This is a genomic window from [Enterobacter] lignolyticus SCF1, assembly GCF_000164865.1.
GTDB classification, from domain to species: Bacteria; Pseudomonadota; Gammaproteobacteria; order Enterobacterales; family Enterobacteriaceae; genus Enterobacter_B; species Enterobacter_B lignolyticus.
The window spans coordinates 2,851,827-2,868,548 of sequence record NC_014618.1; the positions used below are offsets into that span (position 1 = coordinate 2,851,827).

General features: G+C 57.1%; 15 protein-coding genes. 2 read left to right on the plus strand and 13 right to left on the minus strand.

Annotation, left to right across the window (positions count from 1 at the left end; all coding sequences use genetic code 11):
• Positions 1-38 precede the first annotated feature (38 nt).
• The 8 genes from fabF to yceD form a co-directional block, all read right to left on the minus strand.
• A complete protein-coding gene (gene fabF / locus ENTCL_RS13410) occupies positions 39-1,280 on the minus strand; it encodes a beta-ketoacyl-ACP synthase II (RefSeq protein WP_013366680.1) in 1,242 nt (413 codons plus the stop codon).
• Between the two features lie 89 nt (positions 1,281-1,369).
• The gene (gene acpP, locus ENTCL_RS13415) at positions 1,370-1,606 is read right to left on the minus strand and encodes an acyl carrier protein (protein ID WP_000103754.1); all 237 of its coding nucleotides are present in this window, start codon (positions 1,604-1,606) and stop codon (positions 1,370-1,372) included.
• A gap of 210 nt (positions 1,607-1,816) precedes the next feature.
• On the minus strand, positions 1,817-2,551 hold the full coding sequence (gene fabG, locus ENTCL_RS13420) for a 3-oxoacyl-ACP reductase FabG (RefSeq protein WP_013366681.1): 735 nt from the start codon (positions 2,549-2,551) through the stop codon (positions 1,817-1,819).
• Between the two features lie 13 nt (positions 2,552-2,564).
• A complete protein-coding gene (gene fabD / locus ENTCL_RS13425; protein WP_013366682.1) occupies positions 2,565-3,494 on the minus strand; it encodes an ACP S-malonyltransferase in 930 nt (309 codons plus the stop codon).
• 14 nt (positions 3,495-3,508) lie between these two features.
• Positions 3,509-4,462 (minus strand): beta-ketoacyl-ACP synthase III, encoded by a 954-nt coding sequence (locus ENTCL_RS13430; protein WP_013366683.1) that lies wholly within the window; start codon positions 4,460-4,462, stop codon positions 3,509-3,511.
• A 12-nt stretch (positions 4,463-4,474) separates the two neighbouring features.
• Positions 4,475-5,503: a phosphate acyltransferase PlsX gene (gene plsX / locus ENTCL_RS13435; protein WP_157865593.1), complete on the minus strand. Its 1,029-nt coding sequence runs from the start codon at positions 5,501-5,503 to the stop codon at positions 4,475-4,477.
• Positions 5,504-5,647: 144 nt separating this feature from the next.
• Entirely contained in the window at positions 5,648-5,821 is a 174-nt protein-coding gene (rpmF, locus tag ENTCL_RS13440) for a 50S ribosomal protein L32 (protein WP_013366685.1), read from the minus strand.
• A gap of 16 nt (positions 5,822-5,837) precedes the next feature.
• Complete coding sequence (yceD, locus tag ENTCL_RS13445) at positions 5,838-6,359, minus strand: 23S rRNA accumulation protein YceD (RefSeq protein ID WP_013366686.1); 522 nt, start codon at positions 6,357-6,359, stop codon at positions 5,838-5,840.
• Between the two features lie 142 nt (positions 6,360-6,501).
• Here yceD and ENTCL_RS13450 point away from each other — a divergent pair, with 142 nt between their 5' ends.
• Positions 6,502-7,086: a Maf family protein gene (locus ENTCL_RS13450; RefSeq protein WP_044611971.1), complete on the plus strand. Its 585-nt coding sequence runs from the start codon at positions 6,502-6,504 to the stop codon at positions 7,084-7,086.
• 36 nt (positions 7,087-7,122) lie between these two features.
• On the opposite strand, the gene rluC is transcribed toward ENTCL_RS13450, so the two are convergent.
• Positions 7,123-8,070, minus strand: coding sequence for a 23S rRNA pseudouridine(955/2504/2580) synthase RluC (gene rluC, locus ENTCL_RS13455; protein WP_203415266.1), 948 nt, complete (start codon positions 8,068-8,070; stop codon positions 7,123-7,125).
• 574 nt (positions 8,071-8,644) lie between these two features.
• On the opposite strand from rluC, the gene rne reads away from it, so the two are divergent.
• Positions 8,645-11,800, plus strand: a complete 3,156-nt coding sequence (gene rne / locus ENTCL_RS13460; protein WP_013366689.1) for a ribonuclease E — start codon at positions 8,645-8,647, stop codon at positions 11,798-11,800.
• A 182-nt stretch (positions 11,801-11,982) separates the two neighbouring features.
• On the opposite strand, the gene flgL is transcribed toward rne, so the two are convergent.
• The 4 genes from flgL to ENTCL_RS13480 form a co-directional block, all read right to left on the minus strand.
• Positions 11,983-12,933: a flagellar hook-associated protein FlgL gene (gene flgL / locus ENTCL_RS13465; protein ID WP_013366690.1), complete on the minus strand. Its 951-nt coding sequence runs from the start codon at positions 12,931-12,933 to the stop codon at positions 11,983-11,985.
• Positions 12,934-12,946: 13 nt separating this feature from the next.
• Complete coding sequence (gene flgK, locus ENTCL_RS13470) at positions 12,947-14,590, minus strand: flagellar hook-associated protein FlgK (RefSeq protein ID WP_013366691.1); 1,644 nt, start codon at positions 14,588-14,590, stop codon at positions 12,947-12,949.
• Positions 14,591-14,664: 74 nt separating this feature from the next.
• Positions 14,665-15,615, minus strand: a complete 951-nt coding sequence (gene flgJ / locus ENTCL_RS13475; RefSeq protein WP_013366692.1) for a flagellar assembly peptidoglycan hydrolase FlgJ — start codon at positions 15,613-15,615, stop codon at positions 14,665-14,667.
• Positions 15,616-16,713, minus strand: a complete 1,098-nt coding sequence (locus ENTCL_RS13480) for a flagellar basal body P-ring protein FlgI (protein ID WP_013366693.1) — start codon at positions 16,711-16,713, stop codon at positions 15,616-15,618.
• Positions 16,714-16,722 lie beyond the last annotated feature (9 nt).

The window sequence follows — 16,722 nt, forward strand, 5'->3', positions numbered from 1 at the left end:
CCTGCATTGCAGGCCTGGAAAGTCGATACGAAAACGCATCACACTTTTTTGAAGATAAGCGAGCCGTTAGTGCCGCCAAAACCGAAAGAGTTACACAGCGTGTACTCCATGCCGCTAACCTGACGCGCTTCGAGGGGGACGAAGTCGAGGTCAATACCCTCTTCCTGGTTATCCAGGTTGATGGTCGGCGGAACCGCCTGGTCGCGCAGCGCCAGAATGGAGTAAATTGACTCCACCGCGCCTGCCGCACCCAGAAGGTGACCGGTCATGGATTTGGTTGAGCTGACCATAACGCGGCTTGCCACATCGCCAAATACCGATTTTACCGCCTGTGCTTCGGCGATATCGCCAGCAGGGGTAGAGGTACCGTGCGCGTTGACGTAACCAATCTGGCCCGGCTCGATACCGGCGTCACGAATAGCGTGAACCATCGCCAGCGCAGCGCCCGCGCCGTTTTCCGGCGGCGACGTCATATGGTAAGCATCGCTGCTCATACCAAAACCGACGATTTCAGCATAAATTTTCGCGCCGCGCTTTTTCGCGTGCTCATACTCTTCGAGCATGATGATACCTGCGCCATCGCCCAGTACGAAACCATCACGATCTTTATCCCACGGACGGCTTGCCGCCTGCGGGTTATCGTTGCGGGTAGACAGCGCGCGTGCAGCACCGAAACCGCCAACACCCAGCGGCGTACTCGCTTTCTCAGCGCCGCCGGCCAGCATGGCATCGGCATCGCCGTAGGCAATCATACGCGCCGCATGACCGATGTTATGCACACCGGAGGTACACGCCGTGGCGATAGAGATGCTGGGGCCACGCAGACCGTACATGATGGTCAGGTGACCTGCCACCATGTTAACAATCGTAGACGGAACGAAGAAGGGGCTGATCTTACGCGGACCGCCATTAACCAGCGAGCTGTGGTTTTCTTCGATTAAACCGAGACCGCCAATGCCGGAACCGATAGCGGCACCGATGCGCGTTGCGTTCTCTTCCGTCACTACCAGACCAGAATCTTGCATGGCCTGAGCGCCAGCGACAACTCCATATTGAATGAAGGCATCCATCTTGCGCTGTTCTTTACGCGAGATGATGTCATCACAGTTAAAATCCTTTACTAAGCCAGCAAATTTCGTTGCATAGGCGCTAGTATCGAAATGGTCGATCAGGCTGATGCCACTCTGACCGGCAAGGAGAGCTTTCCAGGTAGACTCTACGGTATTGCCGACAGGAGACAACATGCCCAGTCCGGTCACAACTACACGACGCTTAGACACGTTTGTCCTCCAGGGAGGGATAAAAAAAGAGATTTTTGGGACAAAAAGATAAAACTCAGGCGGTCGAGTGACCGCCTGGAGATGTTCACTTACGCCTGGTGACCGTTGATGTAATCAATGGCAGCCTGAACGGTGGTGATTTTCTCAGCTTCTTCGTCCGGAATCTCAGTATCAAACTCTTCTTCCAGAGCCATTACCAGCTCAACGGTGTCAAGAGAATCAGCGCCCAGGTCCTCAACGAAGGAAGCATTGTTGGTAACTTCTTCCTGCTTAACGCCCAGCTGCTCGCCGATAATTTTCTTAACGCGTTCTTCGATAGTGCTCATACTCTTAAATTTCCTATCAAAACTCGCTTTCGCGATGGTTTTCGTAGTGTATAAAATGTTGAAAAATTTGCAACTAAATCCCGGCAGGTCTTACCACGATTTTACGCTATTTTGCGGGTGTTTGCCCTAATAACGCAAATCATTTTGCACATAATCTTGTCCGGAACCACGCGGAATGCGCGGTTCCTGAGCATTTTGTGCAATCTGCGGTCAGACCATATACATTCCGCCGTTGACGTGCAGGGTTTCACCCGTGATGTAACCCGCTTCGTCAGAGGCTAAAAATGCAACCGCACTGGCGATTTCGTTTGGAGAGCCAAGGCGCCCCGCCGGAACTGCCGCCAGTGTACCCGCACGCTGCTCATCGGTCAGCGCACGCGTCATGTCCGTTTCAATAAAGCCCGGAGCAACAACGTTCACAGTAATACCGCGTGACGCAACTTCGCGCGCCAGCGATTTACTAAAACCGATAAGACCCGCTTTCGCCGCAGCGTAGTTGGCCTGACCGGCATTTCCCATGGTACCGACCACAGAACCGATAGTGATAATACGCCCATGACGCTTTTTCATCATAGCTCGCATTACCGCTTTTGACAGACGGAATACCGATGACAGATTGGTCTCGAGAATGTCGTTCCACTCGTCATCTTTCATGCGCATTAACAGGTTATCACGAGTAATCCCGGCATTATTGACCAGAATGTCAACTTCGCCAAACTCTGCGCGAATATTTTCCAGAACAGATTCGATAGATGCCGGATCGGTCACATTCAGCATCAGGCCTTTACCGTTGGCGCCCAGATAATCGCTGATCGACTGCGCGCCGCTTTCACTGGTCGCAGTACCAATAACTTTTGCGCCACGGGCAACAAGGGTTTCCGCAATTGCGCGACCAATGCCGCGGCTTGCGCCCGTTACCAGTGCGATTTTTCCTTCAAAACTCATGGTATTCCTCTTTTTATTGTGCAAGCGCCGCAGACATCGCAGCAGGCTCGTTGAGCGCCGACGCTGTCAGGGTGTCTACAATACGTTTGGTCAAACCGGTGAGGACTTTACCCGGGCCGACTTCATAAAGGTGCTCAACGCCTTCTGCCGCCATAAACTCAACGGTTTTGGTCCACTGAACCGGGCTGTAGAGCTGACGAACCAGCGCGTCGCGAATCGCGTCCGCGGCGGTTTCGCACTTCACGTCCACGTTATTCACAACCGGAATCTGCGGCGCGTTAAAGGTAATAGTCGCCAGCTCCGCCGCCAGCTTCTCAGCCGCCGGCTTCATCAGCGCGCAGTGTGACGGTACGCTGACCGGCAGCGGCAGCGCACGCTTCGCGCCCGCAGCTTTACAGGCAGCGCCAGCGCGCTCAACGGCCTCTTTGTGACCGGCGATAACCACCTGGCCCGGCGAGTTGAAGTTAACCGGAGAGACAACCTGGCCTTCTGCGGATTCTTCACACGCTTTCGCAATCGCCGCATCATCCAGACCGATGATGGCCGACATGCCGCCGGTGCCTTCCGGTACCGCTTCCTGCATGAATTTGCCGCGCAGCTCAACCAGACGAACCGCATCGGTAAACGCGATAACGCCCGCGCAGACCAGCGCAGAGTATTCGCCCAGGCTGTGACCGGCCATCAGCGCAGGCGCTTTACCGCCCTGCTGCTGCCAGACGCGGTACAGCGCGACGGAGGCGGTCAGCAGCGCCGGCTGCGTCTGCCAGGTTTTGTTCAGCTCTTCCGCCGGACCCTGTTGCGTCAGCGCCCACAGATCGTAGCCCAGCGCCGCAGAGGCTTCACGGAACGTCTCTTCAACCAGCGGATATTCAGCGGCCATCTCGGCCAGCATACCGACGGTCTGAGAACCCTGTCCCGGGAACACAAAAGCAAATTGCGTCATGTTGTTATCCTTAATTAAAAACGAACCAGCGCAGAGCCCCAGGTGAAACCGCCGCCGAAGGCCTCCAGCAGAACCAGCTGACCGCGCTTAATGCGGCCATCGCGTACGGCTTCATCAAACGCGCACGGTACCGAGGCGGCGGAGGTGTTGCCGTGTCGGTCGAGCGTCACCACCACGTTGTCCATCGGCATACCCAGCTTTTTCGCCGTGGCGCTGATAATGCGCAGGTTTGCCTGGTGCGGCACCAGCCAGTCGAGGTCTGAGCGGTCAAGATTGTTGGCCGCCAGCGTCTCTTCAACGATATTCGCCAGCTCTTTCACCGCGACTTTAAAGACTTCGTTCCCTGCCATGGTCAGGTGAATCGAGTTCTCCGGGTTCACGCGATCGGCGTTCGGCAGGGTGAGCAGCTCGCCATAGTTGCCGTCGGCATGCAGATGCGTGGAGATGATCCCCGGCTCGTCTGAAGCGCTAAGGACGACGGCGCCTGCGCCATCGCCAAAAATAATAATTGTGCCACGATCGGTCGGATCGCAGGTGCGGGCCAGCACGTCGGAGCCGATCACCAGCGCGTGCTTAACCGCGCCGGACCTCACGTACTGATCGGCAACGCTCAGCGCATAGGTAAAACCTGCGCAGGCGGCGGCAACATCAAACGCCGGGCATCCCTTCACGCCCAGCATCGATTGAATCTGGCACGCCGCGCTTGGGAACGCATGCGTCGCTGAGGTGGTGGCGACAACAATCAAACCAATCTGTTCAGCGTCGATGCCCGCCATGTCCAGCGCGCGTTTTGCGGCTTCGAGCCCCATCGTCGCCACAGTCTCGTTGGGCGCGGCAATACGGCGTTCACGGATACCTGTGCGCGTGACAATCCACTCGTCAGAGGTATCGACCATTTTTTCCAGATCGGCGTTCGTCCGCACCTGTTCAGGCAGATAGCTGCCGGTACCTATAATCTTCGTATACATGTACGCTCAGTCTTATTGTGGTAATACAGATTTCAGGCGAGCGGCAATCCGCTGAGGGACTTCCCGCTGCACCGCCTGCACTGCCTGTTCAATCGCGACGCTAAACGCGCGCTGATTGGCTGCACCATGACTCTTTATCACCGTGCCGCGCAATCCTAACAGACAGGCGCCATTATACTGGTCGGGGTTGAGGTGACTGAATCGCCGCGACAGGCTTTTTTGTAACCAACGCTTTAAAAGCAGCAGCCACCATGACCGTTTTTTCCCCTCACCCTGCGATTTCAGCAGCGAAAGGAACATTCTGACAACACCTTCCATTGTTTTTAGTGTGACGTTCCCCGTAAAACCATCACAAACCAGGACATCCGTCTTCCCGGTTAACAGCTCATTGGCCTCAAGATAGCCAATGTAGTTAATGCTGGGCACGGTCTTCAGTATCGCCGAAGCGTCGCGAATGCTGTCAAGACCTTTGGTCTCTTCTTCGCCGATATTGAGCAGCGCAACGCGCGGCCGCTCAATGCCGACGACCTCTTCGGCCATCACGGCGCCCATCACGGCGAACTGCACCAGCATATTGCTGTCGCAATCTACGTTAGCCCCTAAATCAAGGACCACCGTTTTCCCCTTTTGCTGATGCGGAAGCACCGTCATCAGCGCCGGGCGCTCAATCCCCTCAATCGGTTTGAGCAATAGCTTTGCAAGCCCCATCAGCGCGCCGGTATTGCCCGCGCTGACGCACGCCTGCGCTCGCCCTTCTTTCACCAGCTCCAGCGCCATGCGCATGGAGGTGCCCCGGCTGCTGCGAACCGCCTGAGCCGGGCGAGCATCACTGGCAATAACTGACTGAGCAGGAATAATCTGCAGACGTGAACGTTGTTCAAAGTCAGCTCTGGCAAGTAATGGCATGATGTCGTCGGGATTGCCGACTAAGAGAAGCGAGAGTTGTGAATTAAAATGCAGTGCCTGCAATGCTGCAGGCACCGTCACGGACGGGCCAAAATCGCCCCCCATGACATCCAACGCTATGGTCAGACGTGTCAAGGTTTCGTCGCCGCCTGGTTCGGTATATCCCCGCTTGCGCGGGAAATCCTCACTAAGCTTCATCGCGCCTGTACTCGTTGTCTTTCACGTCGCAGGGGCAGTAGCTACCTTCCTGCAACGCGAAATCCGCTGAGTATCGCGTGATTACTTAGCGATAACCTTGCGACCGCGGTAGAAACCGTCGGCGGTAATGTGGTGACGCAGGTGGGTTTCACCAGAAGTCTTGTCTACAGACAGGCTGGTAACTGCGGTCAGCGCGTCATGGGAACGACGCATGCCACGTTTGGAACGGGTTGGTTTATTCTGTTGTACGGCCATGGACCTTACTCCTCAATTACTTACGCTTTAAGCTGGCTAATACGGCAAATGGGTTTGGCTTTTGCGCTTCATCAGGCAATTCACCAAAGACCATGTCCGCCTCGGACACTTCACAGTGTTCAGAATCATGCACCGGAACTACAGGCAGGGTAAGGATGAGTTCATCCTCAACCAGCGCCCGCAGATCGATTTCACCGAATTCGTTAACCTCAATCGGCTCATACGCTTCCGGGAGTGCTTCAGCCTGTTCATCATTTTTGACCGGGCTGAAACAATACGTTGTGTGAACCTGATGTGAAAACGGTTTCCCGCAGCGCTGGCATTCAAGAGACACCGTGACCTTCGCATCGCCTTTGATAACGGCGAGACGTTGGTTATCGATGGCGAATGTCATATCGCATTCCACATCACTGTCCACACTGACTACAGACTCGGCAAGACGCTCTACCTGTTCAGGAGTATAGATACCCTGATAATCAAGGCGTTTTTGAGCCGTGCGTACCGGATCAAGAGTCAGGGGTAATTTTACCTTTTGCATAGGGCGCGCATATTAACTTTGTAACGTCATATAGTCAAAGAAAAAGGCACCCGCAGGATGCCTTTTGCCATTTATTCGCACACATTGCGGCCTGTAGTTTAAAATGGCGCAATCCGAATCGCCAGAGTTTAACAGAAAAATTATGCCAAATATCGTTCTCGCCTCCACATCGCCCTTTCGCCGACAGCTGCTGGAAAAGCTCGGCTTGCCGTTTATCTGCGCCGCGCCCGAGGTCGATGAGCTTCCCCTGCCCGGCGAATCCCCGCGCCAGCTTGTGCTGCGTCTGGCGCAGGCAAAAGCGCAGGCGCTGGCGCACCGCTACCCTGAGCATTTGATCATCGGCTCCGATCAGGTTTGCGTTCTGGGCGGAAAAATCACCGGCAAGCCGCACACCGCGGAAAACGCCCACCGCCAGCTGCGGGAAGCGAGCGGTCATATCGTGACCTTTTATACGGGGCTGGCGCTGTACAATAGCGCCTCCGGCCAGCTGCAAACCGAATGCGAGCCGTTCGACGTCCATTTTCGCAGGCTGACGGACGATGAGATTATCCGCTATGTCGAAAAAGAGCAGCCATTGAACTGCGCGGGGAGTTTTAAAAGCGAGGGGCTGGGAATCGCGCTCTTCGAGCGTCTGGATGGTCGCGACCCTAATACGCTGGTCGGTCTGCCGCTGATTGCGCTAAGCAAGATGCTGCGCCATGAGCAGATTAATTCGCTACTGGCATAAACGACATCGGGTGGCGCAGCGCCACCCGATAACGCATTAGCCGCGCAGCACCTTCAGGCAGTGCTTAAGCTGCGCATCCATCGGCGCTTCGACGCGCATCGTCTCGCCGGTGCCCGGGTGCGTAAACTTCAGCGCCGCTGCGTGCAGGAACAGGCGGTTTAAGCCGGTGCCGGCCAGCTGCTTATCAAATTCGCGATCGCCGTAGCGGTCGTCGAAGGCAATCGGGTGCCCCGCGTGCTGGGTATGGACGCGAATCTGGTGAGTACGGCCGGTGACCGGGCTGCAACGAACCAGGGTCGCAAACGCAAAACGTTCTTCCACCTTAAAGCGCGTTTCCGACGGTTTCCCCTCGCTGCTGACGCGGACGATTCGTTCGCCGCTTTGCAGAATGTTCTTCAGCAGCGGCGCCTGCACCACTTTGGTATGCGACTGCCACTGGCCGCGCACCAGCGCCAGATAGTCCTTCTGCATGCCTTTGTCGCGCAGCTGTTCATGCAAGGAACGCAGCGCGGAACGCTTCTTCGCCACCAGCAGTACGCCCGAGGTATCGCGGTCGAGGCGGTGCACCAGCTCGAGGAAGCGCGCTTCCGGGCGCAACGCGCGCAGCCCTTCAATGACGCCGAAGCTCAGCCCGCTGCCGCCGTGAACCGCCGTACCCGACGGCTTATTGAGCACCAGGATATGGTCATCCTCATACAGAATAACGTCGCTCAGGGCGGCAACTTTTTGCAGATGCGGCGATACCGCGTCCTCTTCACGCTCGGCGACGCGCACCGGCGGAATACGCACTTCATCGCCCGCCTCAAGCTTATATTCCGGCTTGACGCGCTTTTTGTTCACCCGCACTTCGCCTTTGCGCAGAATGCGGTAAATCATACTCTTCGGCACGCCTTTCAGCTGGGTGCGCAAAAAGTTATCAATACGTTGCCCTGCCTCATCGGCAGCAATGGCAACCATTTTTACGGTCGGTGTCTCAGTTTTCATGGTGGGCGATTCTAAATAGCGACGCGCATTAGCGCCACACATTTTTCTATGCTTATATTTATCATTATTCGGTTTCACAGATGGCCTCATCGACCATTTTGCTTGTTATTAGAACAATCTCTCTGGGCTGGTGAAAAAACTGTGGGTAACCGGGTGATAAAAGGTAAAAGTCATCTTGCTATAACAAGGTTAGCAATGGAATAATGATGCTGTTTTCCGTGTTGAGTCTTGTTAGAACAAGGATATTTACGGAATTACCAGTTTTGTCTGTCCGATCATCAACGCAGCAATGGCGTAAGACGTATTGATCTTTCAGACAGTTAGCGGGCTGCGGGTTGCAGTCCTTACCGGTAAAAGGAATCTTCTCTGGTGATAAGTTCCCAGGCTGTTTTCCCCTGTTAATTGCGCTGCGTTTCCAGTTGAAACCCAGGCAACCGACACTCTGCGCCTCTTAAGCGAGCGACAACCGTGAGGTTGGCGACGTGAACAGTCACGAGGCCATCGGTTTACCCCCGGCAAGGCATTACTCTGCCCGCAGCTTAGTCGTCAATGTAAGAATAATGAGTAAGTTACGATGAAAAGAATGTTAATCAACGCAACTCAGCAGGAAGAGTTGCGTGTCGCCCTTGTTGATGGGCAGCGTCTGTACGATCTGGACATTGAAAGCCCAGGACATGAACAGAAAAAAGCGAACATCTACAAAGGCAAAATTACCCGCATTGAACCCAGCCTTGAAGCCGCATTTGTTGACTACGGTGCCGAGCGTCATGGCTTCCTTCCCCTCAAAGAAATCGCCCGCGAATACTTCCCCGCTAATTATTCTTCCCATGGTCGCCCGAACATCAAAGATGTGCTGCGCGAAGGTCAGGAAGTGATTGTTCAGATTGATAAAGAAGAACGCGGCAACAAAGGCGCCGCGCTGACCACCTTTATCAGCCTGGCGGGCAGCTATCTGGTGCTGATGCCGAATAACCCACGCGCTGGCGGTATTTCACGCCGTATCGAGGGCGACGACCGCACCGAGCTGAAAGAAGCGCTGGCAAGCCTGCAGCTGCCGGACGGCATGGGCCTCATCGTGCGTACCGCAGGCGTCGGCAAATCCGCCGAAGCGCTGCAGTGGGACCTGAGCTTCCGCCTGAAGCACTGGGAAGCGATTCAGAAAGCCGCAGAAAGCCGCCCGGCGCCGTTCCTGATTCATCAGGAAAGCAACGTTATCGTGCGCGCCTTCCGTGACTATCTGCGTCAGGATATCGGCGAAATCCTCATCGACAACCCGAAAGTGCTTGAGCTGGCTCGCCAGCACATCGCGGCGCTGGGTCGTCCGGATTTCAGCAGCAAAATTAAGCTCTACACTGGTGAAATCCCGCTGTTCAGCCACTATCAGATTGAGTCGCAGATCGAATCCGCCTTCCAGCGCGAAGTGCGTCTGCCGTCCGGCGGCTCCATCGTTATCGACAGCACCGAAGCGCTGACCGCTATCGATATCAACTCCGCGCGCGCGACCCGCGGCGGCGACATCGAAGAAACCGCGTTCAACACCAACCTGGAAGCGGCAGACGAAATTGCCCGCCAGCTGCGCCTGCGCGACCTCGGCGGCCTTATCGTTATCGACTTCATCGATATGACGCCGGTTCGCCACCAGCGTGCGGTGGAAAACCGCCTGCGCGAAGCCGTGCGCCAGGACCGCGCGCGCATTCAGATTAGCCATATTTCCCGCTTCGGCCTGCTGGAAATGTCGCGTCAGCGTCTGAGCCCGTCGCTGGGCGAGTCCAGCCATCACGTTTGTCCTCGCTGTAGCGGCACCGGCACGGTTCGTGACAACGAATCCCTGTCGCTCTCTATTCTGCGTCTGATTGAAGAAGAAGCGCTGAAAGAGAACACCAAAGAAGTTCACGCCATTGTACCGGTGCCGATCGCCTCTTACCTGCTGAACGAAAAACGTGATGCCGTAAGCGCAATCGAATCCCGCCAGGGCGGCGTTCGCTGCATTATCGTGCCGAACGAACAGATGGAAACCCCGCACTACTCCGTACTGCGCGTGCGCAAAGGCGAAGAGACGCAGACGCTGAGCTATCTGCTGCCGAAGCTGCACGAAGAAGAGATGGCGCTGCCGTCTGATGAAGAGCCTGCCGAGCGCAAACGCCCTGAGCAGCCGGCGCTGGCCACCTTCGTGATGCCGGATACCCCGCCAGCTCCTGACGTTGAAACCGCCGCTGTTGAAGCGCCGGTGAAAGTAGCCGCGCCGGTCGCCGCAGCCGCGACTGTCGCCGAACCGGGTCTGGTCTCCCGCTTCTTCTCCGCGCTGAAGCGCATGTTCAGCGACAGCGACGCTGCGCCGGTAGAAGCACAGCCGGAAGAGAAGAAAGAAGAGAAACAGGAACGTCAGCAGGATCGTCGTAAGCCGCGTCAGAATAACCGTCGCGACCGTAACGACCGTAATGACCGCCGTGACCGCAACGAGCGCGGCGATCGCGATCGTAACGACAGCCGTGCCGAGAATACGGAAGCGCGCGAAGAAAACCGCCGTAACCGTCGCGAAAAACCGCAGCAGAACGCCGAGCCGCGTGAAGCCCGTCAGCCGCAGAACGTCGTGGAAGACGCCGATAAGGCGAAATCCCGCGACGAGCAGCAGCCGCGTCGTGAGCGCAGCCGCCGCCGTAATGACGAAAAACGTCAGAACCAGCAGGAAGTGAAAGCGCTGTCGCGCGAAGAGCAGCCGGTTCAGGAAGCGGAACAGGAAGAACGTTCTCAGCCGGTAGCCCGTCGCAAGCCGCGCCAGCTGTCACAGAAAGTGCGCATTGCGTCCGCCGCCGACAGCGTCGAAACCACGGAAGCTGTTGTTGCCGCTGAAGCAGTTGCTGCGCCGCGTACTGAGCTGGCAAAAGTCGATCTGCCCGCGGTTGTCGAGATGCCGGTTGAGCAGGACGACAACGGCGAAGCGCGTGATACCGCCGGTATGCCGCGTCGCTCACGCCGTTCTCCGCGCCACCTGCGCGTCAGCGGCCAGCGCCGTCGTCGTTACCGTGACGAGCGTTACCCGACCCAGTCGCCGATGCCGCTGGAGTTCGCCTGCGCATCGCCGGAAATGGCGTCAGGTAAAGTGTGGGTAAGCTACCCGGTTGCCCGTACTCAGGAGCAGGTTGCCGAAGAGTTCCACGAGCAGGAAGACGTTCAGCACGTTGAGACCGTCGCGCCTGTTGCCGCTGATATCGCCGCCGCAGAACCGATCGTCGAAGCGCCAGCTGACGTAATTGAAGCGCAGGTTGTCGAAACCGCGCGAGTGGTGGAAGAAGCGGCGCCGGTCGTTGAACACGCGCAGGCTGTAGTGGCAGAGGAAGCCGTCGTTGCCGTCGAGGCGACAGCGGCTGAAGACGCCGCGCCAGCGCCTGTCGAAGCGCACGTTGAACCTGTTGTCGCAGCGCCTGTCGTTGTCGAAACCGCAGAAGAAGCCCCGGCTGTCGCACCGCAACCGGCGGAGGCTGTGGTTGAAGCCGCACCGGAAGTGAGCGTTGCAGCCACACCGGTTGCCCAGCCAGCGGTAACTCTGCCGCATCCGCACGCAACGGCCCCGATGACCCGCGCGCCGGCGCCGGAGTATGTCCCGGAAGCTCCGCGTCACAGCGATTGGGTACGTCCTGCCTTCGCGTTCGACGGTAAAGGCGCAGCCGGCGGCCATAGCGCCAGCAACCGCGCTGCCGCAGAGCCTGCTCGCCCCCAACCGGTTGAGTAAGCCCGCGTAAAACGACAAACCGCCTTCAGATGAAGGCGGTTTTTTTATACCTGTTTCCCTCTCCTTTTCATCCGCATCGTACAGCGACAAAACGCAGATAAAAAAATGCCCGCTCGGGGGTGTTCCAGAGCGGGCATACCGAACGCACCCAGTTTCATGATGCGTTCTGAAAAGGGACTTTCTTATTTATTCAACTGGAACAACGACATTCCTTGCATATCGCTGAATGTCTTATAAGACGCCTGCAGCGCTGCCTGCTGCATCGTGTAGTTAGAGATAGTCGCGTTCCAGTCTACATCAACGAGATCGCTCATCTGCTGCGTCTGGCTAAGCTTGCGATCGTCACCAAGCGCATCCAGCTTATCCAGCTCATTCAGCTGCGTACCCACTTCCGCACGCACGGAGAGCACGTTGTTCAGCGAGTTACGCAGACCGCGGTTCGTTTTATCAATTGCGGCTGCAGCCGCCGCCTTTGCGGTATCATCATTCGCTACCGGTGTCTTCAGCGCCGCAATGGCGCTATCCAGCATCGAGAAAACGTTAGTTTCCGACGCCGAGCCGTCCGGCTCCTTAACGGCATTACTGGTAATGGCATCAAAGATTTTATCACCGGTGTGACCGATAACCATCGTGCGGGAGCTGTCTACCTGCTGCTCAACGTTGGTCGTGCCGCCAGTGTAGTTCCCATTGGCATCAAACGGCGCGCTATCCGTTTTATAACCGGCAAACATATAGCGGCCGTTACCGTCCTGGCTATTTGCCAGGTTCAGCAGCTGATCGCGGATACCTTGTAAATCCGTCGCCAGAGAGGCTCGGTCATCATCGCTCAGGGTGCCGTCGCCCGCATAAACGATTTTCTCCTGTGCTGACTGAATGGCCGTAGTCACCTGCGTCAGCACATTCTCCTCCTGGGAGACTCGCTGGGTGGCAAAACTACGGGCAGAAGCAAACTGCGCGTTTTGCGCCTGCGCCTGCGACAGTACCACCGCCTGGGAGGCGGCAATCGGGTCGTCGGACGGGCGGTTCACGCGTTTGCCCGTAGACATCTGCTCACCGTACTGCAGCCACGTAGACTGGGAGTTAGTGATCCCATTCATGTTCTGCTGATACATCATCAATGTGCTAACACGCATCGTTCAGATCTCCTTAGCGAATATTCAGCAGAGCATCAAAGAGCGTGCTGGCCGTTTGTAAAACCTGGGCGTTTGCCAGGTAATATTGCTGAAACAGCTGCAGGTTGCCGTACTCTTCGTCAAGGTTGACGCCGGAGATAGACTGCTGCTGCTTGGTAAGCTGCGTCACCACGTTCCCCTGCGTCGTACTGCTGACCTTCAGGGTTGAGGTTTTATTACCGACATCGCTCACCAGCGACGCGTAGGCATCGTTGACCGTTTTATTTCCACCCACCAGCTTGCTGTTTTGCAGATCGAGCAGCGCCTGGCCGTTACGGTTATCGCTTTCACCGCTTTTACCATCATTGATTCCCATCGCTATCTGCGTTTCGTCAGTAATGGCGACATCCATATTGACTATCGTATTCGCGACCGGTTTCACCGTGAAGCTGTCATTCTTATTCGCAGTACCGGAGACGCTGACGTTTAAGCCGTCAAAACTCAGACTGCCGTCAGCCTCTACGGTCGGCGTCACTTTCGTATTGTCCGCCAGACGCGTTACCTGCCAGTTGCTGCCATCCCAGCTCACGTTGTAGTCAGTCGCCTGGACTTTGGAGCTATCCGTAACGGTGGCCCCAAGGTTAGCTGTCCCGGTATTTTTGGTATTTTTTAATACCGACGGGCTACCAATATCGAAGAATTTGCTGCCCGGATCGCCGTTGGCATCCACGCCTTTCGCGTGCTGCTGGTTAAAAGCGTCGGCAAACGCCAGCGCCATCTGGTTCAGGCTATTGCGCGTCTGGTCCAAATCCTGCGAGCGAAACGTCAGCAGGCCGCCAAGCGAACCTGTAGTCAGCAGCTTTTCCGGGATCTCGACATTGCCAGCCACGTTATCAACGTAGGCCACGGTGGTACGGGAAGGGTCCGCGCTGCTCGGTACCGCCGCAAGCTGGTGCGCCGTACTCCCCTGCACCAGCGAGTAGCCATTAGCCATGGTGATGTTGTAGGTGCCGCCGTCCTGAACGTTGACCTCGACGCCGACGATCTGGTTAAGCTGGCTCACCAGCTGGTCGCGCTGATCCAGCAGGTCATTCGGCGAGGCGCCTGCGCCTACACCGGTTAATTTTGAAATCTTATCGTTAAGGCTCGCAATCTGCTTCGCATAGTTGTTGATCTGATCAACGCTCGACGCCACCGCGCTATTCACCTGCTTGTCCTGATCGCGCAGGTACTGATCGGTCACCTTAAACTGGTTAACAAGGCCATCCGCCTTGCCGAGTACCGACTGGCGCGCCGCCGGGTCTTCGGCGTTGCTGACCAGGGTCTGCAGGCTGCTGAAAAAATCCTGTAACGTCGCCGACAGCGAGTTGGTTGTATCAGACAGCACATCATCAATCTTGGACATCTGCTGGTAGCGCGTCGTCAACCCGCTGCTCTGGTTTTGCGCCGCGCGCAGCTGGTTGGTGATAAACGCGTTGTATTCGCGCTGAACGCCGGTAACGGTAACGCCGTTGCCAACCCAGCCGCCCGGGCCCAGCGTGCTGTTTGATTGGGCGAGCACCGTCGTCTGACGGGTATAGCCGCTGACGTTATAACTGGCAATGTTGTTACTCACGGTATTCAGCGCCGCCTGCGCTGCGCCTAACCCGCTCATTGCGCTATTGATCAAACTGGACATGGATGTTCCTTTATTCTTCGAGACGTGGGTCCTGCAATCAGTTATCGGTCACGGCCGGGTAAACTTGAGACCTGTCAGAACAGATTTTCAAGATCGTTGCTGTAGGTCTTGCTTACCTTTTCCCCCATGGATTTCAGCTGCTGAATCATGCTGGTAAGCTTGCGGGCATAGTTCGGGTCGGTCGCGTAGCCGGCGTTTTGCAACGCCTGTGCGCCCTGCTCCGCCGTCGCCGCCGCGGTAACCGCCGCATAGCGCGGGTTGCGGGTTAGCAGGCCGACATAGTCGGACAACGCTTCGAGGTATGAGCTATAGACGCGGAAGCGGGCCTTCACCTTCTTCGCTTCGCCGTTTTCGTATTCGGTGGTGGTGATTTCCGCCACCTTACCTTTCCAGTCCGCAGAGGCCTTAACGCCGAACAGGTTAAAGCTCGGCTCGCCGTTTTCCCGGCGAATTTGTCGTTGCCCCCACCCGGACTCCAGCGCCGCCTGGGCCAGAATCAGGTGATGGGGAATACCGCTTTGTTCGCTGGCGAGCTTTGCAGGCAGCGACAGCTGCGCCAGGAAGTCTTTGCTGTCGCCAGAGACATCCGCATCGGATGCCGCTGGCGCTTTCGGCATCGCCTTGCGAATCATTTGGGTCAGCGCGGCGTTCTGATAGCTGGTGACGGTTTCCAGGTCGAACTTCAGCGGTACCTGGCCGGCTTGTTCAGATGGCTGCCCTTGCGCTGCCGCCATCTGTTTTACCATCATGTCCGCGAGGCCAAGCCCTTTGCCTGCCGTCATCTGCTGAGCAATCTGCTGATCGTACATACTGGTGAACAGGCGCGTCTGGTCGCTGCTGAACGCGCCGTCCTTCGGCAGCGCGTCACGCATGCTTTTGAGCATCATCTGTACAAACATGCCCTCGACCTGGCGAGCCACAGGCCGGATATTGGCCTGCGGATCTTGCCCCGCTTTCATCTTCAGTTCGTTAAGCGACTGGGCATCCCAGGCCGCGCTGCTCAGCAGCTTGCTATCACCCAGCATTTAGATGATTTCCAGTTTGGCGCGCAGGCATCCCGCGCTCTGCATGGACTGCAGAATCGACATCAGATCCATCGGCGTAGCGCCCAGCGTATTGAGCGCCCGCACCACGTTGTTCAGGTTGGCGCTGGAGCGAATACTCTGCAAAGATCCCCCGCTCTGACGCAGGTCGATCTGCGTTTGCGGCGTCACCACCGTTGAGCCGCCCGCGAACGGAGTATTCGGCTGGCTGACCTGCGCCTGGCGGTTCACCGTCACCGACAGGTTGCCCTGCGCCACGGCGCAGCTGTCCAGCGTAACCTCGCGGTTCATCACCACCGAACCGGTACGCGAGTTGATAATTACCTTCGCATCCTGCGGCGTGACGTTCACTTCCAGGTTCTGGATATCGGCCAGCAGACGCACCTGCCCGCTGTTGCCTGACGGCGTGCGGATCTGCACGGTGCGGGCGTCCAGCGCGGTCGCGTTACCATAGCTGCTGCGGCGGTTGATGGTGTCGGCAATCTGCTGCGCCATGCCGAAGTCATCGTCATTAAGCTGCAAATTGATGGTGTTTGCCGCGCCAAACTGGCTCGGCAGCTCACGCTCGATAGTGGCGCCATTGGTGATACGCCCGCCGTTAAGCTGGTTCACCTGCACGCTGCTGCCGCCTGCGGCCGCCCCGGCACCGCCGACTAAAATGTTGCCTTGCGCCAGCGCATAGACCTGGCTGTCCACCCCTTTCAGCGGGGTCATCAGCAGCGTACCGCCGCGCAGGCTTTTGGCGTTACCCATCGAGGAGACCACCACGTCAATGGCCTGCCCCTGGCGCCCAAACGCTGGCAGCTGCGCCGTAACCATCACCGCCGCCACGTTTTTCAGCTGCATGTTGGTGCCCGCGGGGACCGTGATCCCCAGCTGCGACAGCATGTTGTTTAAACTCTGCGTCGTAAATGGCGTCTGGGTGGTCTGGTCACCGGTACCATCCAGACCTACGACCAGACCATAGCCAATCAGCGAGTTTTCCCGCACGCCCTGCACAGTGGTGAGGTCGCGAATACGCTCCGCCTGGGCGAAACCCGCAACCAGAACCAGAGCAATGCCAACCAGGGTTTTAAACATATCTCACCT

Coding starts and splice junctions, on each gene's coding strand:
- fabD (WP_013366682.1), bottom strand. CDS start 3,494: ATGACGCAATTTGCTTTTGTGTTCCCGGGACAGGGTTCTCAGACCGTC.
- rluC (WP_203415266.1), bottom strand. CDS start 8,070: ATGAAAACTGAGACACCGACCGTAAAAATGGTTGCCATTGCTGCCGAT.
- flgL (WP_013366690.1), bottom strand. CDS start 12,933: ATGCGTGTTAGCACATTGATGATGTATCAGCAGAACATGAATGGGATC.
- acpP (WP_000103754.1), bottom strand. CDS start 1,606: ATGAGCACTATCGAAGAACGCGTTAAGAAAATTATCGGCGAGCAGCTG.
- ENTCL_RS13480 (WP_013366693.1), bottom strand. CDS start 16,713: ATGTTTAAAACCCTGGTTGGCATTGCTCTGGTTCTGGTTGCGGGTTTC.
- rpmF (WP_013366685.1), bottom strand. CDS start 5,821: ATGGCCGTACAACAGAATAAACCAACCCGTTCCAAACGTGGCATGCGT.
- flgJ (WP_013366692.1), bottom strand. CDS start 15,615: ATGCTGGGTGATAGCAAGCTGCTGAGCAGCGCGGCCTGGGATGCCCAG.
- ENTCL_RS13450 (WP_044611971.1), top strand. CDS start 6,502: ATGCCAAATATCGTTCTCGCCTCCACATCGCCCTTTCGCCGACAGCTG.
- ENTCL_RS13430 (WP_013366683.1), bottom strand. CDS start 4,462: ATGTATACGAAGATTATAGGTACCGGCAGCTATCTGCCTGAACAGGTG.
- flgK (WP_013366691.1), bottom strand. CDS start 14,590: ATGTCCAGTTTGATCAATAGCGCAATGAGCGGGTTAGGCGCAGCGCAG.
- yceD (WP_013366686.1), bottom strand. CDS start 6,359: ATGCAAAAGGTAAAATTACCCCTGACTCTTGATCCGGTACGCACGGCT.
- rne (WP_013366689.1), top strand. CDS start 8,645: ATGAAAAGAATGTTAATCAACGCAACTCAGCAGGAAGAGTTGCGTGTC.
- fabG (WP_013366681.1), bottom strand. CDS start 2,551: ATGAGTTTTGAAGGAAAAATCGCACTGGTAACGGGCGCAAGCCGCGGC.